At 47.5% G+C, this 17,995-nt stretch carries 14 protein-coding genes; 7 read left to right on the forward strand and 7 right to left on the reverse strand.

Going from position 1 to position 17,995, the window contains the following annotated elements; all coding sequences use genetic code 11:
- Nucleotides 1-171: 171 nt before the first annotated feature.
- A complete protein-coding gene (locus tag HMPREF9439_RS05025) occupies nucleotides 172-624 on the reverse strand; it encodes a RepB family plasmid replication initiator protein (protein ID WP_008812391.1) in 453 nt (150 codons plus the stop codon).
- Between the two features lie 365 nt (nucleotides 625-989).
- Here HMPREF9439_RS05025 and mutM point away from each other — a divergent pair, with 365 nt between their 5' ends.
- The 6 genes from mutM (at nucleotide 990) to HMPREF9439_RS05060 (ending at nucleotide 6,493) form a co-directional block, all read left to right on the forward strand.
- Nucleotides 990-1,817, forward strand: a complete 828-nt coding sequence (gene mutM / locus HMPREF9439_RS05035) for a bifunctional DNA-formamidopyrimidine glycosylase/DNA-(apurinic or apyrimidinic site) lyase (RefSeq protein ID WP_008812389.1) — start codon at nucleotides 990-992, stop codon at nucleotides 1,815-1,817.
- Nucleotides 1,818-2,060: 243 nt separating this feature from the next.
- Nucleotides 2,061-2,240 (forward strand): hypothetical protein, encoded by a 180-nt coding sequence (locus HMPREF9439_RS05040; protein ID WP_008863986.1) that lies wholly within the window; start codon nucleotides 2,061-2,063, stop codon nucleotides 2,238-2,240.
- Between the two features lie 594 nt (nucleotides 2,241-2,834).
- Nucleotides 2,835-3,938, forward strand: a complete 1,104-nt coding sequence (locus tag HMPREF9439_RS05045) for a porin (protein ID WP_244862391.1) — start codon at nucleotides 2,835-2,837, stop codon at nucleotides 3,936-3,938.
- A 154-nt stretch (nucleotides 3,939-4,092) separates the two neighbouring features.
- Nucleotides 4,093-4,728, forward strand: a complete 636-nt coding sequence (locus HMPREF9439_RS05050) for a threonine export protein RhtC (protein WP_008812386.1) — start codon at nucleotides 4,093-4,095, stop codon at nucleotides 4,726-4,728.
- Between the two features lie 210 nt (nucleotides 4,729-4,938).
- Nucleotides 4,939-5,424 carry a tetratricopeptide repeat protein gene (locus HMPREF9439_RS05055; RefSeq protein ID WP_008812385.1) on the forward strand — a complete coding sequence of 162 codons (486 nt, stop codon included), beginning with the start codon at nucleotides 4,939-4,941 and terminating at the stop codon, nucleotides 5,422-5,424.
- On the forward strand, nucleotides 5,405-6,493 hold the full coding sequence (locus tag HMPREF9439_RS05060) for an FAD:protein FMN transferase (protein ID WP_008863987.1): 1,089 nt from the start codon (nucleotides 5,405-5,407) through the stop codon (nucleotides 6,491-6,493). The genes HMPREF9439_RS05055 and HMPREF9439_RS05060 overlap by 20 nt, the downstream gene beginning before the upstream one ends.
- Before the next feature lie 156 nt (nucleotides 6,494-6,649).
- Here HMPREF9439_RS05060 and HMPREF9439_RS05065 read toward each other — a convergent pair whose 3' ends face one another.
- From HMPREF9439_RS05065 to HMPREF9439_RS05090, 6 genes are all read right to left on the reverse strand, one after another.
- The gene (locus HMPREF9439_RS05065; RefSeq protein WP_244862392.1) at nucleotides 6,650-7,555 is read right to left on the reverse strand and encodes a cytochrome c3 family protein; all 906 of its coding nucleotides are present in this window, start codon (nucleotides 7,553-7,555) and stop codon (nucleotides 6,650-6,652) included.
- A gap of 106 nt (nucleotides 7,556-7,661) precedes the next feature.
- The gene (locus HMPREF9439_RS05070) at nucleotides 7,662-8,999 is read right to left on the reverse strand and encodes a porin (protein ID WP_118631658.1); all 1,338 of its coding nucleotides are present in this window, start codon (nucleotides 8,997-8,999) and stop codon (nucleotides 7,662-7,664) included.
- A gap of 527 nt (nucleotides 9,000-9,526) precedes the next feature.
- On the reverse strand, nucleotides 9,527-10,240 hold the full coding sequence (narI, locus tag HMPREF9439_RS05075) for a respiratory nitrate reductase subunit gamma (RefSeq protein WP_008863990.1): 714 nt from the start codon (nucleotides 10,238-10,240) through the stop codon (nucleotides 9,527-9,529).
- Nucleotides 10,240-11,844, reverse strand: a complete 1,605-nt coding sequence (gene narH / locus HMPREF9439_RS05080) for a nitrate reductase subunit beta (RefSeq protein ID WP_008812380.1) — start codon at nucleotides 11,842-11,844, stop codon at nucleotides 10,240-10,242. The genes narI and narH overlap by 1 nt, the downstream gene beginning before the upstream one ends.
- Entirely contained in the window at nucleotides 11,841-15,602 is a 3,762-nt protein-coding gene (locus tag HMPREF9439_RS05085) for a nitrate reductase subunit alpha (protein ID WP_008863991.1), read from the reverse strand. Before HMPREF9439_RS05085 ends, narH begins: the two co-directional genes overlap by 4 nt.
- 45 nt (nucleotides 15,603-15,647) lie before the next feature.
- Nucleotides 15,648-16,943, reverse strand: a complete 1,296-nt coding sequence (locus HMPREF9439_RS05090; protein WP_008812378.1) for an MFS transporter — start codon at nucleotides 16,941-16,943, stop codon at nucleotides 15,648-15,650.
- A gap of 171 nt (nucleotides 16,944-17,114) precedes the next feature.
- On the opposite strand from HMPREF9439_RS05090, the gene narJ reads away from it, so the two are divergent.
- Complete coding sequence (narJ, locus tag HMPREF9439_RS05095) at nucleotides 17,115-17,741, forward strand: nitrate reductase molybdenum cofactor assembly chaperone (protein ID WP_008812377.1); 627 nt, start codon at nucleotides 17,115-17,117, stop codon at nucleotides 17,739-17,741.
- Nucleotides 17,742-17,995: the final 254 nt, after the last annotated feature.

Genomic DNA, 17,995 nt, shown 5'->3' on the forward strand with positions numbered 1-17,995 from the left:
TTAGGGCAAAAAACAGTTTTTTAGGTTTGGGTGTGCTGTTTTCGCGACAAACCGCTGTCCGTTAGGGCCTCTCGGAAGATTACACATCCCGTATATAGGTTATTTTTAAACGGTAATGCAGGCTTAGCTGTTGACTGTGAAAATTCTTGAGAAGTGTCGATGTATCGAGGTTTAGCTGAAAAGGTCCAGCTCTTTTTGGACGGAAGGCTCCGTTTTCTTTAAGAGAATCTCTTGTATATCTGTCAAGTACAACTTGACCATATTAGAAAAAATTAGGCCTACAGAGTACGTTTTGTCTGAATACCTTAATTGTGAAAGCCAGCGGTAGAATTCAATTTCGTCTTCTGTCTGTGCTTCAATTCCGCCTCGGATCATGACAAATTTATCAAATAGGGCAGAAGCGGACTCAATTAATGTTTCATAAGCGTCCTCAGCGTTTTGGCAGCGAAATTCTGAAAAACTGTCCACGGAAACGGGATAAATCTTGTCGAGGTTAAAGTCCTCGGGGTTCAGATCCGATAAAGTAAGAGAAAGCATTTTTCTTTGAAGATCAGTCAGTTCTTCAATGCTTTGCTTCAAATCTTCTTTGTATAAAGCGATCCCGGAAGTATTCTTCTTTGCCATCGTGTACCCATGCGTTGATTTGGAAATTCTAGCGCAAGCACAAACGTTTCACGGATTCATACCATATATGAGCATTAGCTAAGGGATAATGTCTATGTACTAACCCTGAGGGGATGGTGATAATTGCCTTTACTTAGTTTGTCCTTCCAAAGGTTGCTGTAATGAACCAAAAATCTGAATTTGAAGCAAGAGTCGCTTCAGCCGGTATTCGCAGAATTACCCGGTGCAGGAAGATCTCATTGAAGGGCGCTCAAAAAGTTGTTTTACCTTCCTTTTTAACGGAAGCACATTCTTCCGGAGCCCAGAAACACTTTGTTTGGAACGAGTTTTCGGCCTCAGTGCGTCCCGTTTAGTCCTTCGGTGTTATGCCAGAACTCCCCGAAGTAGAAATTACGCGACTTGGAATATTGAAGCGTGTCGGCGGCCGACGTTGCACGGGCGCGGTTGTTCGTGAGACGCGTTTCCGAAAAGCAGCCCCGGCAAATCTTTCAGAGTTGCTGAAAGGACAATGTTTGCGGTCAATTGAAAGAAGAGGTAAATACCTGATTTGGTCTTTCGATCGAGGATATATCGTTTCTCATCTCGGAATGTCAGGAGTGATGCGGGTCGTTGATCCTAAAGCCACTGAACCGGTAAAGCATGATCATATAGATATCCTCTTCGGGGATTTGGCGGTCCGCTACCACGATCCCAGACGTTTTGGCTTTTTGATTTGGTTGCCAGAGTCTCAAGACCCTCACGACTTGCCTGAAATTGCGAAGTTGGGTGAAGAACCTTTTTCGGATGGCTTTACTGCGGACCGGCTGCATTCCGCTTTAGCAAATACTTCGCTGCCGATTAAGGAAGCCCTGTTGACAGGAAAATACGTTGTTGGCGTGGGGAATATTTATTGTTCTGAGTCTTTGTTTGAGGCTTGTATTTCACCTCTGACTCCTGCGAACAAACTTTCAACGAAACGGCTAGAGCGGCTGGTGGCGGCGATTAGACAGGTGTTGACGTTATCTTTACAGGAAGGAGGTTCTACTCTGAAAGATTTTGTCTCAGCTGAGGGGGAACAAGGGTATTTCACTTTAAACGCTAAGGTTTATGGAAAAGCTGGAAAGCCTTGTTCCTGTTGTGGCCGTCCAATCAAAAAAATTGTTCAAAACAAAAGGGCGACATATTTTTGCAGTCACTGCCAAAGAAGAGAGTAAAACAGGCATACTGACACAGATACAGGAAGAGGATTATTCTTTTTTGAAAGCTGAGTCTTGTCGTTAATCTGACTCTAGTTAAAGAGTTGTCAGCAGATTTTTTTTCCGAAACCGAATCATCCAAATCTACTGATTTAAAGGCGTAAAGGACAATATTTTCCACGCCTTGAAGTTGCCTATTTCGGAGCTGGTATTCGTAAGCAACTGTTAAACAATAGTAGATTGAGTGAAGGAGGTGTCATCATGATTGATGTATTCACAGTTATTTGGGCAGCGCTCAGCGTGCTTATTCTTGCTGCATTGGTTTACTTTGTTGCAAAGAAAAAGATCAGCGTTGTTGCGTTTATTTGCTTGTTAATTCTGGTGGTTTTAGGAATCGCTGGGTTCGCAGGACTGTTAGGCGTAGGATTTAAACTAGGCTGAGTTTTAACGAATGCCGAGAAATCCCCCGTGTGTGAGTGCGAAGTAGACGGATAGGTGCTGAACCCGTAAGGTTCGCCTGATTGGACCGTCTGACGAGGCGTGCCGGCATCTCACAATCTCCATTATTCCTACTAATAGAATTCGGTAATAAACAGCTCAAAAACTGATCGGACTCGATGGTGGCCTTTTTGTGAATAAGCAGCAGTTGTGAGGTGCCTGTTCGCATGTGTAAGTACTCGCCTATGGCTGAATTGCGAGATTGCCCAAATATGCACCATATGTAGCTATACAGTAGTTCGGGCTGAATCTCGTACTACCGCTTTTGTTTAGGACGTGAATGCAAGTCAGCCCGAGGTCCTCAGATCTTGGATAATCAAACAACTTTTGATTGTCCGAAAAGTAATTATTTTTCTCTGGCTTCGTATAAGTTTTCCTTAGAAAGGATAACGTGTTGAAAATCTGAAGGAAATTTCATATTTTTGTCTCTGAAACCACAAAAAGCAATCTTTATCCCAAAGTTATTATTTTTAAAGCGTTATGAAATAGAATGAGAATGATTCTTGTTCAATGTTTTTCACAATTTTCAGAGGTAGTATGAAATTAGCTAAAACAGCTTTAGTCCTTGCACTGGCCTCCGCTGGTACGATGGCTGCGGCCGAATCGCAGGTTACGCTTTACGGGACAATTGACGGAGCAGTGGTTGTTAATAAAGCAAAAGGAGGGGACGCAACTGTTTCTTTGGATGACGGTATTGCCGGAGGCAGCGTTTGGGGATTGGAAGGCAGCGAAGATTTAGGAAACGGATACTCCGTCGGCTTTCTTTTGGAAAACGGTTTTACTATGGATAATGGGGCGGCTGGAGAAGACGGTAAGGCTTTCAGCAAGCAGGCAACCCTCTCCTTGTCCGGTAATTTTGGCGAACTTGCTTTTGGACGGATGGGCGGATTAGCGTCTTATGAAGGCTCTTATTCAATCTGGGACGCTTCTCCTCTTGGGACCGATTACCTTCAGGGCGGCCTGGGAAACACGTTTGTTACAGGTCAGATTAACAACAATAGTATCGTTTACGTTTCTCCCGAATTCGGCGGTTTGAAAATTCATGCGCAATATTCAAACGGTGTAGAAGAGGACACTCAAAAATGGTCGCGCAACAGCCACTACTATGGCTTGGGCGCTACTTATGAAATCGGTAATTTGTCTCTTGCCGGTATTGTCGAGCGTTTTGATAACAAGGGCGCCGAAAACAAAGATAAAGATAAAGCGACAATTGTGTACAGCCTCAGTGCAGCTTATGATTTTGAAGTTGCTAAGGCTTTCTTCGGTTATCAGTATGCGAGCCGCTTCCACGGTTTTGACCAATTAGAAGATGTTACTGTTGCCGGAAAAGGCATGAATCAGAATGCATTTACTTTGGGTGCAGAAGTGCCTGCGGCAGGCGGTACATTCAAAGTTGCAGCGAATTATGGGTTCGGAAAAGTCAAATCAGCCGACGGAGTTGTCGTGGGTGATGAAAAGCTGTCAAATGACAAATTTAACCGCTTTACAGTCGGGGCTGCCTATGAATATCCGCTTTCTAAACGTACCTTTGTTTATGGTTGGGGTGCCTATGCGACTGCAGGCAAGATGCTGAAGGAAAAAGCCGTTGAAGAAGACTTTAAGTCTTGGAGTCTAGGCTTGGGTCTCCACCACGCATTTTAAAAACGGCTTTTTGAAAGTTGCCTGATAGATAAAAGGTTAACAACGTAACTGTAAGCGGCAGGATTGGAAGTTGATTCTGCCGCTCATTTTTTTTCGAGGTGTACGAAATAATACAATTTTGGATTAGATACTTTTTATCGATCAAGGATTCCCAATGCTTTCGACCCTTTTTACGATTGCCGCCGTCCATTTAATTGCCTTAATGTCTCCTGGACCGGATTGTTTTATCGTAATGCAGACGGCCGTCGGAAGATCTCGAAAAGAGGCGTTGTGCTGTGTCTTGGGCATTACCTTAGGCGTAGCTTTTTGGGCGGCGCTCTCATTGTTAGGCCTCCAGTGGTTGTTTGAGCAGTTTGCCTGGCTGCAGCAGTTGATTATGTTCTTGGGCGGCCTCTACTTGGGGTGGCTGGCCTTTCTTCTTTTGAGAAGCGCATGCAATAAGCAAACAGCGAGCCAGCAGAATGTACCGACGCCCCGTTCGGGCTTTAGATCTTTTGCCATCGGACTTTTGACAAATTTATCGAATGCAAAAGCTCTAATTTACTTTAGTTCCGTTTTTTCGCTCTTTATTACCGCAGATATGGAGACGAGTGAGGCCGTTTTAATTTACGCAGTGGTGGTTCTAGAAAGTTTTTTTTGGTTTTCTTTTGTTGCTCTGATTTTGGGCTTGCCGAAACCAAAGGCTTTTTACCGAAAGTCCGGCAGGTGGATTGACGGCATCTGCGGGGCAATATTTGGAGTTTTTGGAACTGCATTAATTTGGACGGCAGTGAAAGAATCAGACTTGTGATTTCTCGCACTTCTAAGAGCAGGAAGTTCTGGAGGCAACGCTAAAAAATTGCAAGACTAGTGTCAAAGCGGCAAAACGGCAAAACACCAGGTCTTCGAGATTCTTAAATGAAATACTTCTTCAATATAATGAGTGTTAACCATTATTTTTGTGTTAAAAATAATTAGTTACCGATCAATTGGAGATTCCGAAATTTCTCGGCAAAAAACTATGAGAAAAAGCTTCTTTTTTTCTGCTCTTATTCTCTTAGCCGCTACTGGGACGCATGCCCAAGATGTCAATACTCAGTCTTGTGAGAAGGGCAATGGCCAGGCGTGTTACTTGGCTGCTATCGAGATGCATAAGGCTAAAAACTTTGGAAGGGGCGCCGACCTAGCTCAAAAAGCCTGTGATTTAAATTACGCGCAAGGATGCTTTTATTTAGGTTTTAATAATCAGAACGGAAGTAAATATTCCCAGTGCAATGTGTTTTATAAAAAAGCCTGTGATTTAAATTTGGGAGTCGGCTGCTTGGCTTTAGCAAACAATGTTCGCCTCGGAATTGGTGTCAATCCTTCTTTACAGGCGGCAATGCCTTTTTATCAGAAGGCATGCGAGTTAGGCGAGCCCTTGGGCTGTTCGCATGTTAAGAATCCTGGTTTTGAGGGGCATATGGGTCACCTAAGCGGAGGAAAAAGTGAAATATCCAAACATTAAGCTTACTGCTCTTATGTTAGCGGCAGTTTTGACTGCTCCGGTCTGCACAGCCGCAACAGGCGATATCTATAACTATGAGTTTACGGCTTTGGGAACTACGATTTCCTCTCAAATTAAGGCGGACAATAAAGAAAAAGCACAGTTCTGCGCCAACGTTGTTAAAAAAGAGGTCTTACGCTTAGAAGACCTTTTGTCTGCCTATCGGGAAGACAGTGATATCTCCAGACTCGGGAAAAGCAACGGAAAGTGGATAAAGGTTTCTGCTGATACGGCTGAAATTCTGGAAAAAACGAAACAAATTTGTGCGATGACGCACGGTGCCCTTGACCCGACCGTTGGGACTCTTGTGAAAATGTGGAGTGTTGACCACAGCAACCATAGAGTTCCGACACAAGAAGAAATTGCTAAAGTGCTGCCCAAAGTCGACTGGAAGAAGATTGAAATAAAGCGCGAAGGCAATGTTATTTGGGCCCGTATCGGAGAAGGGCAGGAAATTACTCTCGGAGCAACGGGAAAAGGTTTTATCGCGGATAAAGTCGCTCAGCGTCTGCGAGAAAACGGCTGTAATGACGCACTGATTAGTCTCGGCGGGAACATCATTACGTTAGGTACCAGTGATATCGGATATCCCTGGGAAATTGGGATTCAGGAGCCTGATAACCGCATCAATTCCTATTTTGCCGCGGTTCCGTCTCGAGATGAATCCGTCGTGACGAGCGGTGACTACGAAAAGTTTTTTATTAAAGACGGAAAGAAATACCACCACATTCTTAACCCTCGCACCGGAAGTCCTGTGCCAGCGACTTTGCATTCGGTTACCATCATCAATAAAGAATCTGCTTTAGCGGATGGGTTGTGTACAGCACTTTTCGTTTTTGGTTTTAACGGGGCTGTGAACTATCTTGCGGAACATCCTGAACTGAAAGCTGTACTGGTTGATGAAGATAATAAGAACGTGGTTTATACCAAAAATCTGGAAAATGATTTCCAGGTTGTTCGCCATACCTATCGATACGGAGTTATCGAACCAAAAAAGGAAGTAGAAGTCGGGGTTAAGAAGAACGATTAACGGACAAGGGAATGCAAGGTATCGGCGCTTTCGTTAGGAACCGCCGATATCTTTTTGACGGTCCATAATTCAAGTGACGGCTGAGCGCGCCTAAAGAAAATCGGCGTGTCTGAATTCAGATCACGCCGGTCAGGGAGTATGCCTTATCTAAAAGCGCTATTGCGCTGTACTTTTTGCAGGTGTGCTCGCCGTTGTAGTCGCCTGAGCTTTTGGAGCCGAAGCCGGAGAAGCATTTTGAGCATTCGGAGTTATCGGCTGAGTGATCTTTTGGTTCAGTTCATTTGCGATTTGCTGGACATCTTTGCTTTGGTTCACTGGTGCGTTTTGAGCAGCAGATGTCGACGCACTGCTGACGGAAGACGGCGTCCATGGTAAAGCGTCTTTCTTGAGCTGTTCAGGCGTCAGGTTCTGAGGAGGCATCGGGCTTGCGGAAGTAGTGGCCGCAACTGGGAAAACCCAGGCTTCGTCCAACGGAGGATAAGCGTGGTTGGCGTCAATATAGGCATCAACTTGTTTGTAGTTGTGGCCCACGTCTTTGTGGCAAGCCAAGCAGTCAAGCGGCTGATCCTGATATAGAGCATGCCAAGCACCAATGCTAGGATTCTTCGGGTCATACATGCGAGAGAGGTCGTGACAGCCTCGGCAGGTATGGTAGTTATTGTCCACAAACCATTGTTTTTCCTGAGCCTCTACCCCGGGGCGCTGTTCAACCCATTGAGTCGGAGTAGCGAAGTGTCCGATGACTTGACCGTATGCTGAGTGGGAAGCTGCAACGATCTTATGTCCCAAAAGACTGATATAACCTAAGGGCCCGAGAGTGTTCTCGGAGGCATTGTACAAGTGGCAGTCAGAGCAGTCCGCGGTCTTGCCGCTTGGTGTTCTGGCATGAGAGCCTTGTTTCCATGCATAGGCTACGCCGTTCATTGTATGGCACCCGGTTGAGCAGAAAGTTTCTGAACCCAGCCAATTGACTGCGGAGACAACAAAGCATACCGCAAGGATTCCCGCTAAAAACGATCCGGAAATCAGCCAAAAGAAAAACCATTTAGTCTTTGTCGCCATTATTTTCTCCTGAGAGACCGAAGGTTTTTTGAAGGATTCTTTCATTTTTGCCGCTCGGTCTCAGGTTTGTTGACCGCAGCCAGCGGCTGCGGTTTGACTGGTATGACTAGAAGGAGGTAGCCATGCCGAAGATGCAGCTGTAGCCGTCAATGCTGGATTCACTGAGCGCTTTGTTGCCGTCACCATAGTTGATAGAACCGTAAACCAATGTTCTCTTGGAGAGCGGATAGGTGTAACCGGAACCGATAGACCAGGCGTTGTACTTTTCTCCTGTATTCTTAATTTTGCCCTTAACACCGTTTAACTGAAGCATTGCTGTACCGCCCCACAACGGAGCCGCAATGGAGACGGAAGCTGCATTCTGATTAACTCCCTTGGTTGCGGGTTCTGCAACTGTTGTAGAAGCACCGGTCTTTTTGTCAATGTGGATGTAGTTGTAGCCAGGCATTCTTGTACCGTGGGAAACGTATTGGTAGGCACCGTACAGCGTGAAGTCGCCAAAGTCGTAAGAAGCACCGAGAGTGTAGTAATTGGTCGGGTCTAGTTTTACCGAGCCGTCAGCATAAGCTACTTTGGACTTATGATCTTCGCGTTCAAACATGAAATTGGAGTTAAACGCACCGACATCATAGGTCACGCCAACGCCGTAGTAATGGTTGTTTTTAGCCCACTTATTATCATCGCCGTCCGTACCGTTTGAATACATGGCCGTAAACTGCAAGCCGTTCCATTCTTGGGTGCGGTATGCAATGGAATTGTCCAGCCAGCTGGTTGTGAGGAAGACGCCCGCTAAGTCACCGATCATGTCAAAACCGGTACCGATAGCGCTTCCGCCCAACATGCTGTAGTCGCCGTCACCGGAGCTCAGACCTGCTTGATGACCGAACGTTAGACGTCCCCAGGGGCCCTGAAGACCTAAGAAGGCCTGATTATTGAAGCCGCCGCTGGAGGTGGTTCCATGGCTTGAGGCAACGCCTTCGCCGTTATTTAATTTGAAGGCTTGCTGCAGTGTAAAGATAGCTGCGTTGCCGCCGCCCAAATCTTCTACCCCTTTAATGCCCCAGCTGGTCCAGTACCAATTGCCGTTAGACATCTGAACTTTGGTCTTCCCGCCTTTTAGTTTGGAAACCTTAACGCCGGCGTCTAATTCACCGAATAAAGTGATAGACGTTGAAGTGGCATCCATTGGAAGATTTGCGATTTCAGCGGATGCATGGCTCACATTAAGAGTGTGTCCGCTATGACCACGGCCGAAGGCGACACCGCGGCCGCGTTTGGTAGGGCCGGATTTATAAGAGACGGATGAAGCGGATGTCGAAGCTGAAGAGCTTGCAGATACAGCAGGAGCGGAACTATCCGTTGAAGTTGTATCAGCGGAATTTGCGGCAAGTGCAGGAGTTAATGAAGCAGCAATGGCAATTGCTAAAAGAGTCTTTTTACTCATTTTCACTATCCTTTTAAGGGAGAAGACAAATATTGGTGTAACGATTGAAAACGCTTTGTTACAACATCTAGGATTCAGTCTAGGAGTACTACCTAAGGGTTGACACTTATTTGTCCTAAATTGAGTTTTATTTAATCTTGCCTTAAGACCTCTTAAATTTCTTAAAAAATAATATATTTCGCCCTCTCCTCAAGAACCTGAGGGCCTTCGGGGTGATTCTTGATTAATTATCTAACACCCAAAAAGGGTTTATCCATTTAAAAGAAATTGGACAAATGAGGAAATGTTGCTATTTAGCAACGGATGGGTCCGCATTACAGAATAGAGAAGATGTTGAAATAATTCGATTTTTTGAATGTATTGGAGGGCTATTCATTAATTTGTTGTGAATCGACAACAACGTAATCCTAACGAGCGCAGCTTGTTTTTACGGAGATGGGTGTCAAAAGTCGCTCTGTCAGTTTTGTGGAGGTGATATAAAAAGAGCTCGGCGGTACCGAGCTCTTTTAGTGGGAGGAATTATCCTTTTATTTCATTGGTTTTCCGTTAGCGCGCATGATTTGATGCGGTCTAACTAGGTAGAAAACTGACAAGTAGCCGCTCCAAATGTGGACGAGTCTTGTAAAGGGGACGATCAGGAAAATGATCAGCCCGACAAAGATGTGCCACTTCTGCCAATCGGGAACGAGAAGGATCTTCTGCCATGCTTCATAGTCGAAGGTGAAGAGGCCCCTGACCCATTCTCCGAAAAGAATGATGGTCGCACCGGAGCGGTCAGTAAAGTAAGAATTTACAACGCAGCAAATTCCGAGAATGATGACCGCCAGCAGGAGGAACAAGACCCAAAAATCGCTCGGGCGGGATGCCGTCCTTACGCGTTCGTTGGATAGGCGGCGCCATGTCAGAAGCAGAAGACCGGCAATGGCAAGTGCGGCGGAGGCTCCTCCGGCGATGATTTCCATCCATTGGTGGAGTCTGGGCGTTAGACCGACTGCATTTAGCCACGCTGTCGGTGTAAACAACCCGAAACAATGACCGCAGAATAGAAAGATCACACCGATGTGGAAAAGATTTGCACCCCAAAAAAGATCTTTCTTATCTAAAATCTCACTGCTTTGACTCTTCCAGCTGTAAGGCGCCAAAATAAACCGTAGCAAGCTGCCTACCACTAAGACTGCAATGACGACGTAAGGAAGCACTCCGAAAATTAGAAAGTGCCATACCAAAGTAAAGTTACTCATTATTTGCCCTCCTGTGTGGAGTCCGGCGCACGCTGATATTCTTCAAAAAGCGGAATAATCTTACGATTCATAGGACCGCCGAAGATAGTATCAGCGCGGCGGCGCATGTCTTCTCCGCCGCCGAGGTTGTAGCCCTGAGTACCTTGCAGCAACATAGATGCGGTATTGTTGCGGTTGGCTGAGGGCACAACGAAACGATCTTTAAAATCAGCAATGGCTAAAAGGCGATGCATATCGCAGACATCCTGAACCGTTAAGCCTAAGGCTTTAAGTTCATTTATCTCTTCAATCCCTTCAAGCTGTTCGGGCAGAATTTCACACGTTAGAAATTGACTGATCCCCGCCGCATCGGAATATTTGCGCAGAATCGTCCTCTCGGCGAGAAGTCTGCTTAAAGCATCTACGACAGGTTTAACGTTTCCGGCAGCAAGCAGATTCGCAAGATATTGCATCGGAATACGCAGGCTTTCTACATCAGGGATGAATCCTTTAACGGAAAGTTTACCGACATCAACAGCCTGAGCGATCGGAGAGAGCGGCGGAACGTACCAAACCATAGGAAGAGTTCTGAATTCCGGATGAAGAGGAAGTGCGATTTTCCACTTGGAAATCATCTTGTAGATCGGAGAAGCTTTGGCCGCTTCGATCCAATCATGAGAGATGCCCGCTTTCAGAGCTGCAGCCTGAATGTCGGGGTCATTCGGATCGAGGAAGATTTGGCGCTGAGCTTCATACAGGTCTCCTTCATTCGGAGTCGAGGCAAGATCTTTAATCTTGTCTGCATCGTAAAGCATCACACCCATGTAGCGGATTCGGCCGACACAAGTTTCGGAACATACCGTCGGCATGCCGGACTCGACGCGCGGATAGCAGAAAACGCATTTTTCTGCTTTTCCGGTTGACCAGTTGTAATAGACCTTTTTGTAAGGACAGCCGCTCATACACATACGCCAGCCCTTGCATTTATTTTGGTCTACTAAAACAATACCGTCTTCTTCCCGCTTATAGATTGAGCCGGAGGGACAGCTTGCAACACAAGCCGGATTCAGGCAGTGTTCGCACAAACGAGGAAGATAAAACAGGAACGTATTCTTGTATTGGGCGTAAATATCGCGCTCAACATCTTTCAGGTTGACGTCATTGACGGTCTTAATATCCACACCGCCTAGATTGTCGTCCCATGCAGCGGAGTTGTTGATTTTTTTCATCTTCTTGCCGGTCAGGTAGGAGATCGGCTGAGCTGTCACACAGGTTTTCATGCGCGGGGCTTTTTGAAGATTTTGATAATCAAACGTAAAGGGCTCATAGTAGTCGTCAATCTGCGGCAATTTAGAGTTGGCGAAGATGCCGGAGAGAAGTCCTAATTTAGAGCCGCGCCGCAGACGGAGTTTACCGTTATGAAGTTCCCAGCCTCCTGTCCACTTCTGCTGATCTTCCCAGCTCTTCGGATAACCGACGCCGGGTTTTGATTCAACGTTGTTAAACCAAATGTACTCAGTACCCGGACGGTTTGTCCAAACGTTTTTACAAGTGACGGAGCAGGTGTGACAGCCGATGCATTTGTCCAGATTCAGGACCATGCCGATTTGAGCACGAATCTTCATACTGCACCTCCTTTCTTATCCGCTTCTTCATCCATCCAATCAACCTTATTCATCTTTCTGACCCAAGCGAAGTCGTCGCGGTTGGGAGCAATCGTTCCGTAGTAGTTAAAGGCGTATGAAAGATGGCCGTAGCCGCCGATCATATGCGTCGGATTTACAATGACACGCGTCGGAGAGTTATGGTCGCCTCCGCGAAGACCGGTGACTTCGGATCCCGGGGTGTTAACCGTCTTTTCGGTCGCATGCTGCATAACGCACAGCCCTTGCGGCATGCGGGAGGAAACGATGGCGCGTCCGACTACAGCACCGTTAGCGTTCCAGCACTCAATCCAATCATTATCCGCAATGCCTGCGTTGGCGGCATCAATGTCACTCATCCACACAACGGGACCGCCTCGGGAGAGGGTCAGCATTCTTTCGTTGTCATAATAGCTGGAGTGGATACCCCACTTCTGGTGAGCCGTCATAAAGTTAAGAATGATGGCTTTGTTTCCGTTGTCCGCAATATCTTTGTAGCCGGTTAACGCTCTCTGGTTTGCCGGAGCACGGTATTGTGCGAACTGCTGGCCGAAAGCCCTCATCCAAGAGTGATCCTGATAGAACTGCTGACGTCCCGTGATCGTTCTCCACGGTAAAAGCAAATTCTTGTTTTGCCAGAAAGCAACATACGGGATCTCATCGTTCTCGGTGCCTGACCAATCCGGCGCACTGAACGTCTTAGCGGGCCGATGAGCCAAGTCATCAAAGGTGATTTTGTCGGCAATGTGACCTTCGGAAAGGAAGCGGGCATCTACACCGCACTGTTCTTTAACAAAGTCCCAACTGCGATAGGACAAAGCTCCGTTGGTTTCCGGAGAGACCCGGAGGATAAAGTTTGCTGCATTGATATCTGTCTCCATCTTAGGACGCCCTTTTGCGACGCCTTCCTGAACTGTACCGTTTAACTGGCAAAGTTCAGTAATTTCAGGATCCAGATCCCATTTGATTCCGCGATTTCCGCCGCCGTTCTTAGAGAGGAGCGGGCCGATGGAGGTGTACTTGTCGTAAATCGTCCGATAATCGCGTTCAACGACATGAATCAGCGGGGCGGTCTTGCCGGGAATCAGATCGCATTCCCCTTTATACCAATTCCTAACATCCAGGGCTTGGCCGAGTTCATGCGGAGAATCGTGGCCGAGAGGCGTCAGCACCATATCTGTGACGTTCCCGAAATCTTCTGGATATTCGCCGGCGATTTCTGATAATTTCTTTGCGATGTCCTTAAAGGTTTGCCAATCGCTTCGCCCCTCCCAGGAGCATTGAACGGCTTTGACGAATGGATGAATAAAACTATGCATATCCGTCGTATTGATGTCGTTCTTCTCATAGAAGGTGGCCGCCGGCAACACGATGTCCGAATAAATCGAAGTCGTGCTCATGCGGAAGTCCATATTGACTAACAAATCGAGTTTGCCTTCGGGCGCTGGACGCCATTTCTCCATGAGCGGCATGAGCTCTTTGTTGGAGCCGTCAAGCTCTCCGCCGAGGATGCCGTTTTCAGTTCCAAGCAGGTGACGCAGGAAGTATTCCTGTCCCTTGCCGGAAGAACCGAGTACATTGGAGCGCCAAATGAACAGGTTGCGCGGCCAGTTTTCCTCGGCATCCAAATCCAAACAGCTAAAGGATATTTTCTTATCCTTTAGTTGGTTTATCAGGAATTGTTCCGGCTGGACGCCAGCAGCTTTTGCCGCGGCAGCAATTTTTGTCGGGTTGACGTTGAGCTGAGGTGCCGACGGAAGCCAGCCCATTAGTTCGCTCTGGATGTTGTAATCCACGTAAGTGCCGTCAAATACCTTGGTATCAGCCAAGGGAGAGAGCATGTCCGAAAGAGGAATCCGCTCGTAGCGCCACTGGTCCGTATGTTCGTAGAAGTAGCTCGTCGAGTTCATATGGCGGCTTGCCGGTTCCCAATCTTTTGCGAAGGAATATTCGCTCCATCCTGCTTCCGGACGAATCTTTTCTTGTCCTACATAATGGCACCATCCGCCGCCCGGGACGCCGCAAGTACCGCACATCAGCAGGATATTGATGATGGAACGATAAGTATTGTCCGTTTGGAACCATTGGTTAACGCCGGCTCCCATCAGCACGCAGGCGCGGCCCTGGGTCTTAGAGGCGGCCGTCGCAAACTCTCTGGCCAATGTAATGGCGTATTGAGCCTCTACGCCGGTAATTTTTTCCTGCCAAGCCGGTGTGAAGGGAATATTGTCTGCGTAGCTTTTTGCACATTCCCCGCCTAGGCCGCGGTCGACACCAAGATAGCTTCCGAAGAGATCAAAGACGGTTGCAACGTATACATCCTGTCCGTTGAGCGGTACCCTCTTAGCCGGAACCCTCCGAACCATAACATCCGAAGCCATTGCGTTGTTCGGGAAGCCGTCTCGTTCACGGCCACCGAAATACGGATATTCAACATCAATCACAGCATCGGAATCATTAAGAAAAGTCAGCTGTGGTTTGATCGCTTTACCGGTTTCACCGTCAACTTCATGGAGGTTCCACTTGCCTAAATCCTGGCCCTCCTTTTGTCCCCAACGGTATCCCATGGAACCTTGAGCCACCGCAGGAGCCTTGGAGAGTTCATCCCAAACAACGGTTTTCCATTCGGGGTTGTTGCATTCCGGTTCCTTATAGCCCAAGTCGCAGGCGCGAACTGTGCGCCCCGCGGTATACCGGCCATCCGCCCGCGGTTCCATAGTCACAAGAATTGGGAAGTCCGTCAGTTTCCGGCAGTATTCTGTGAAATACGGATCCGGATGTTCGTAATGGAATTCTTTAAAGATGACGTGGCTGACAGCCATAGCCAATGCCGCATCGGTAGCCTGTTTGGGATGTATCCACCAATCCGCGTCTTTCGTGACTTCGCAATAATCCGGACAGACATTCACGACTTTCGTTCCGTTGTAGCGAGCTTCGGTTAAGAAGTGCGCGTCCGGAGAACGAGTCATCGAGATGTTGGTACCCCAAACGATGATGTAACTCGAGTAATACCAGGCTTCAGATTCAGGAACGTCAGTCTGTTCACCCCAGGTTTGAGGAGAAGAAGGTGGCAGGTCGCAATACCAATCGTAGAAGGAAAGGAGTGCACCGCCGATCAGGCTGAGGTAGCGGGTACCTGCTCCGTAAGAAACCATGGAGTAGCCCGGAATCGGTGAGAAGCCGGAAATACGGTCAGGTCCGTACTTTTTGATGGTGTAAAGGTTGGCAGAAGCAATGATCTCTAAAGCTTCATCCCAAGTGGTACGCACCATACCGCCCAAACCGCGCGCCGCAGTGTAGGACTTGCGGAGCTGTGGGTTTTCGACGATGGAAGCCCAAGCTTCGATCGGTTTCATTGTCTTACGGGCGTCTTCCCATGCAGCCTTGAGTTCAGCACGAATGAGAGGATGTTTTACTCGGGATGCAGAGTAGAGGTACCAGGAATAGCTGGCGCCTCTGGGGCAACCGCGGGGCTCGTGATTCGGCACACCTGCGGGGGTGGGGGGATAATCCGTTTCCTGAGTTTCCCAAACGACGATTCCGTCTTTAACGTAAACCTGCCAGCTGCAAGAGCCCGTGCAGTTTACGCCATGCGTAGAACGAACGATTTTATCGTGAGCCCATCGATCCCGGTAGGATTGTTCCCAAGTCCTGTCTTCACCGGTCACTTCTCCCCATCCGTCTGAATAGGAGCCGACTTTTTTGGTAAAGAATAGGGAGGACTTCATGATTCCGGACATTTTGTTCTCCAATTAAAGCAGTATTTTTGAGGTGAAAAAGGACGATCAGCAAAGATCCGGTGCGTTCTTTCTATCGTAGTAGTAGATGTTGATTGCGAGGATGGCAACGAAGATCAGAGTAGAAACTCCGAACATCACGCCGGCTCCGCATTCGGCAAGCAGCATTCCGATCGTGAAAGGACCGTAAGCACCGATAGCAGAAGTCCAGCCAACAACGGCTCCGCCCTGAAGCGGCGGGAAGAGAACTGCCATTTGTTCAGTAGTAGATGCATTGCCGACGCCGGTCCAGAAGAAAATCCAGAACATAATGATCAGCCAAATCCAGCAGCCTGCGACACTCGTCGGTTTGTACCACCAAAGCGCAAGTAAACCGATAATGTTGCAGATGGCCATAATCGTAGTAACTCTGCCTCCGCGGATCTTATCGGAAACCTGACCCGCTCCGACTCTGGATAGGGCTCCGATGACCGGTCCCAACCAAGCGAGAGCGACAGCGCTAGGCGCTCCTTCAATGCCGGCAAAGGTATGGTTGCCTAACAGAGCCAGCTGAGCACCGAGACCAGCGAAGGTAGCGAAAGTCCCGTAATAGAAAAGGGTCATGAACCAAGTGTGCTTGTTCCCAAAAATGGCCCATTGCTGCTTGATATTTGCGGTGACAGGAACAGAGCGCAGGAAGAGCCAAGAGAGGATAGTGACGAGAGCAACGAGCGGAATCCACACCCAGGCGGCGTTCTGCAGCCAGTAAGTAATCGTCTTACCGTCGGGAAGATGCGCAACCTGACCGGATCCTAAGCAGGCTAAAGCAGAAAAGCCAATAACCAGCGGTGTGACGAATTGGACCAGACCGGTACCAAAATCAGAGAGTCCGCCTTGTACACCGAGGGCGAAACCTCTTTCATGTTTCGGGAAAAAGTAGTTAGTAGAGGCCATCAAGCCGGAAAAGGTTCCGCCGCCGATGCCACTTAACAAAGCAAAACCGAGAAGGACCCAATAAGGGGTATCGACGTGCTGAACGGCGTACACCCAGCAGAAGAGCGGGATAAGCAAGAGGCCGGTTGAAAACGTCACGAGTACTCGGGTTCCTAATATCGGCGGTAAGAAGGTCCACAGAATGCGCAGTGTACCTGCAGACAGACCAACCATAGCCACCAGCCAGTAAAGCTGACTGTGTGTTAAAGAAAAGCCGATTTCATTTAACCGAGGGGCAAGAGAAGGGACCAAGAACCAAGCGCAGAAGCCAAAGGTCAGGCTGAAGGTACTAAGCCATACAGTCGTCCATGCCAGCGTCTTATTCCATTGGGCCGGATTTTCAGGATTCCAAACCTTAATATCTGGACGCATATTATTTCCTTATTCAATGCTAAATTTGACTCGAACTAATATTCGGGTTTGTTCTTATTCTATGGGTTCCCTTGAATTTGTAACCCTTTGTTTGTTCGAATTGAGCAGGACTTGAATGGGTTCTTTGGCGGAATTTACTAACATACAAATCCGCGAGTTAGGGAGGAAGAAATGAATTTTGGTTTGAAAGCATTGGCTTGCTTGCTTCTGTATCCGGATGCGGCGCTTAAAGATAATCTGCCTGAAATTAAGGAAGGCGTCGGCGGATCGAGCCTTTCCGACGATCAGAAAGACAAACTATATATTTTTATTAACCACCTGGCAGAGACTCCCTTATCCGATTTGCAAAAAGATTATGTCTCGACATTTGATATCGGGAAGAAGGCGAGCCTTAATCTTTTTGAGCATATGCACGGAGATTCGCGTGAGAGAGGTTCTGCGATGCTCAATCTTAAAAAGCTCTACGAAGAACGAGGCTTGAGCATTGAGAGTGATGAGTTCCCGGATTATCTGCCGATGTTCTTAGAGTTCTTATCGGGCTTGGGCTATTCTGAGGCTCAAGCGCTTTTAGATAGTGCTGCGCGCCATATTGCTCCGATTGATATTGCGCTTCAGAAATCGGAATCTCCATGGAGAGCTGTCACGGGGGCAATTCTGTCACTCTCTGCAATGAAAAATTCAGAAATAAAATTGGAAAGGGACGATCTTTTACCGACAACGGAGGCTGAGTCGTTCGACTCCCCCGTGCGGTTTGGAGGAAATGCTGACCCAGTTCAAACCGTGCATTTTAAACAATAAAAAAGCGGAAGATCAAAAGATCTTCCGCGAAACTAATTTCACCCCATTTCTTTGGATTGCTCCAAGGAGAAGATTTCTGTCTCAAAGACATCATCTAGTGATTGAGATCATACCATGAGATGAGAACGATTCCTATTTACATTTGTTTGTAAATGTATCTGCTGAAATCTAAAACACTATCAGTGGGAGTGGTGCTTAAATTGCGGGCCGAAGCAAACCTGCACCTGAAATTTTGCGCTTCTAGATCTTCATTA

The sequence above is a fragment of the Parasutterella excrementihominis YIT 11859 genome, from assembly GCF_000205025.1.
In the GTDB taxonomy this organism is placed as follows: domain Bacteria; phylum Pseudomonadota; class Gammaproteobacteria; order Burkholderiales; family Burkholderiaceae_F; genus Parasutterella; species Parasutterella excrementihominis.

Coding starts and splice junctions, on each gene's coding strand:
- narI (WP_008863990.1), bottom strand. CDS start 10,240: ATGAGTAACTTTACTTTGGTATGGCACTTTCTAATTTTCGGAGTGCTT.
- HMPREF9439_RS05045 (WP_244862391.1), top strand. CDS start 2,835: ATGAAATTAGCTAAAACAGCTTTAGTCCTTGCACTGGCCTCCGCTGGT.
- HMPREF9439_RS05070 (WP_118631658.1), bottom strand. CDS start 8,999: ATGAGTAAAAAGACTCTTTTAGCAATTGCCATTGCTGCTTCATTAACT.
- mutM (WP_008812389.1), top strand. CDS start 990: ATGCCAGAACTCCCCGAAGTAGAAATTACGCGACTTGGAATATTGAAG.
- HMPREF9439_RS05050 (WP_008812386.1), top strand. CDS start 4,093: ATGCTTTCGACCCTTTTTACGATTGCCGCCGTCCATTTAATTGCCTTA.
- HMPREF9439_RS05085 (WP_008863991.1), bottom strand. CDS start 15,602: ATGTCCGGAATCATGAAGTCCTCCCTATTCTTTACCAAAAAAGTCGGC.
- narH (WP_008812380.1), bottom strand. CDS start 11,844: ATGAAGATTCGTGCTCAAATCGGCATGGTCCTGAATCTGGACAAATGC.
- HMPREF9439_RS05055 (WP_008812385.1), top strand. CDS start 4,939: ATGAGAAAAAGCTTCTTTTTTTCTGCTCTTATTCTCTTAGCCGCTACT.
- HMPREF9439_RS05065 (WP_244862392.1), bottom strand. CDS start 7,555: ATGGCGACAAAGACTAAATGGTTTTTCTTTTGGCTGATTTCCGGATCG.
- narJ (WP_008812377.1), top strand. CDS start 17,115: ATGAATTTTGGTTTGAAAGCATTGGCTTGCTTGCTTCTGTATCCGGAT.
- HMPREF9439_RS05025 (WP_008812391.1), bottom strand. CDS start 624: ATGGCAAAGAAGAATACTTCCGGGATCGCTTTATACAAAGAAGATTTG.
- HMPREF9439_RS05040 (WP_008863986.1), top strand. CDS start 2,061: ATGATTGATGTATTCACAGTTATTTGGGCAGCGCTCAGCGTGCTTATT.
- HMPREF9439_RS05090 (WP_008812378.1), bottom strand. CDS start 16,943: ATGCGTCCAGATATTAAGGTTTGGAATCCTGAAAATCCGGCCCAATGG.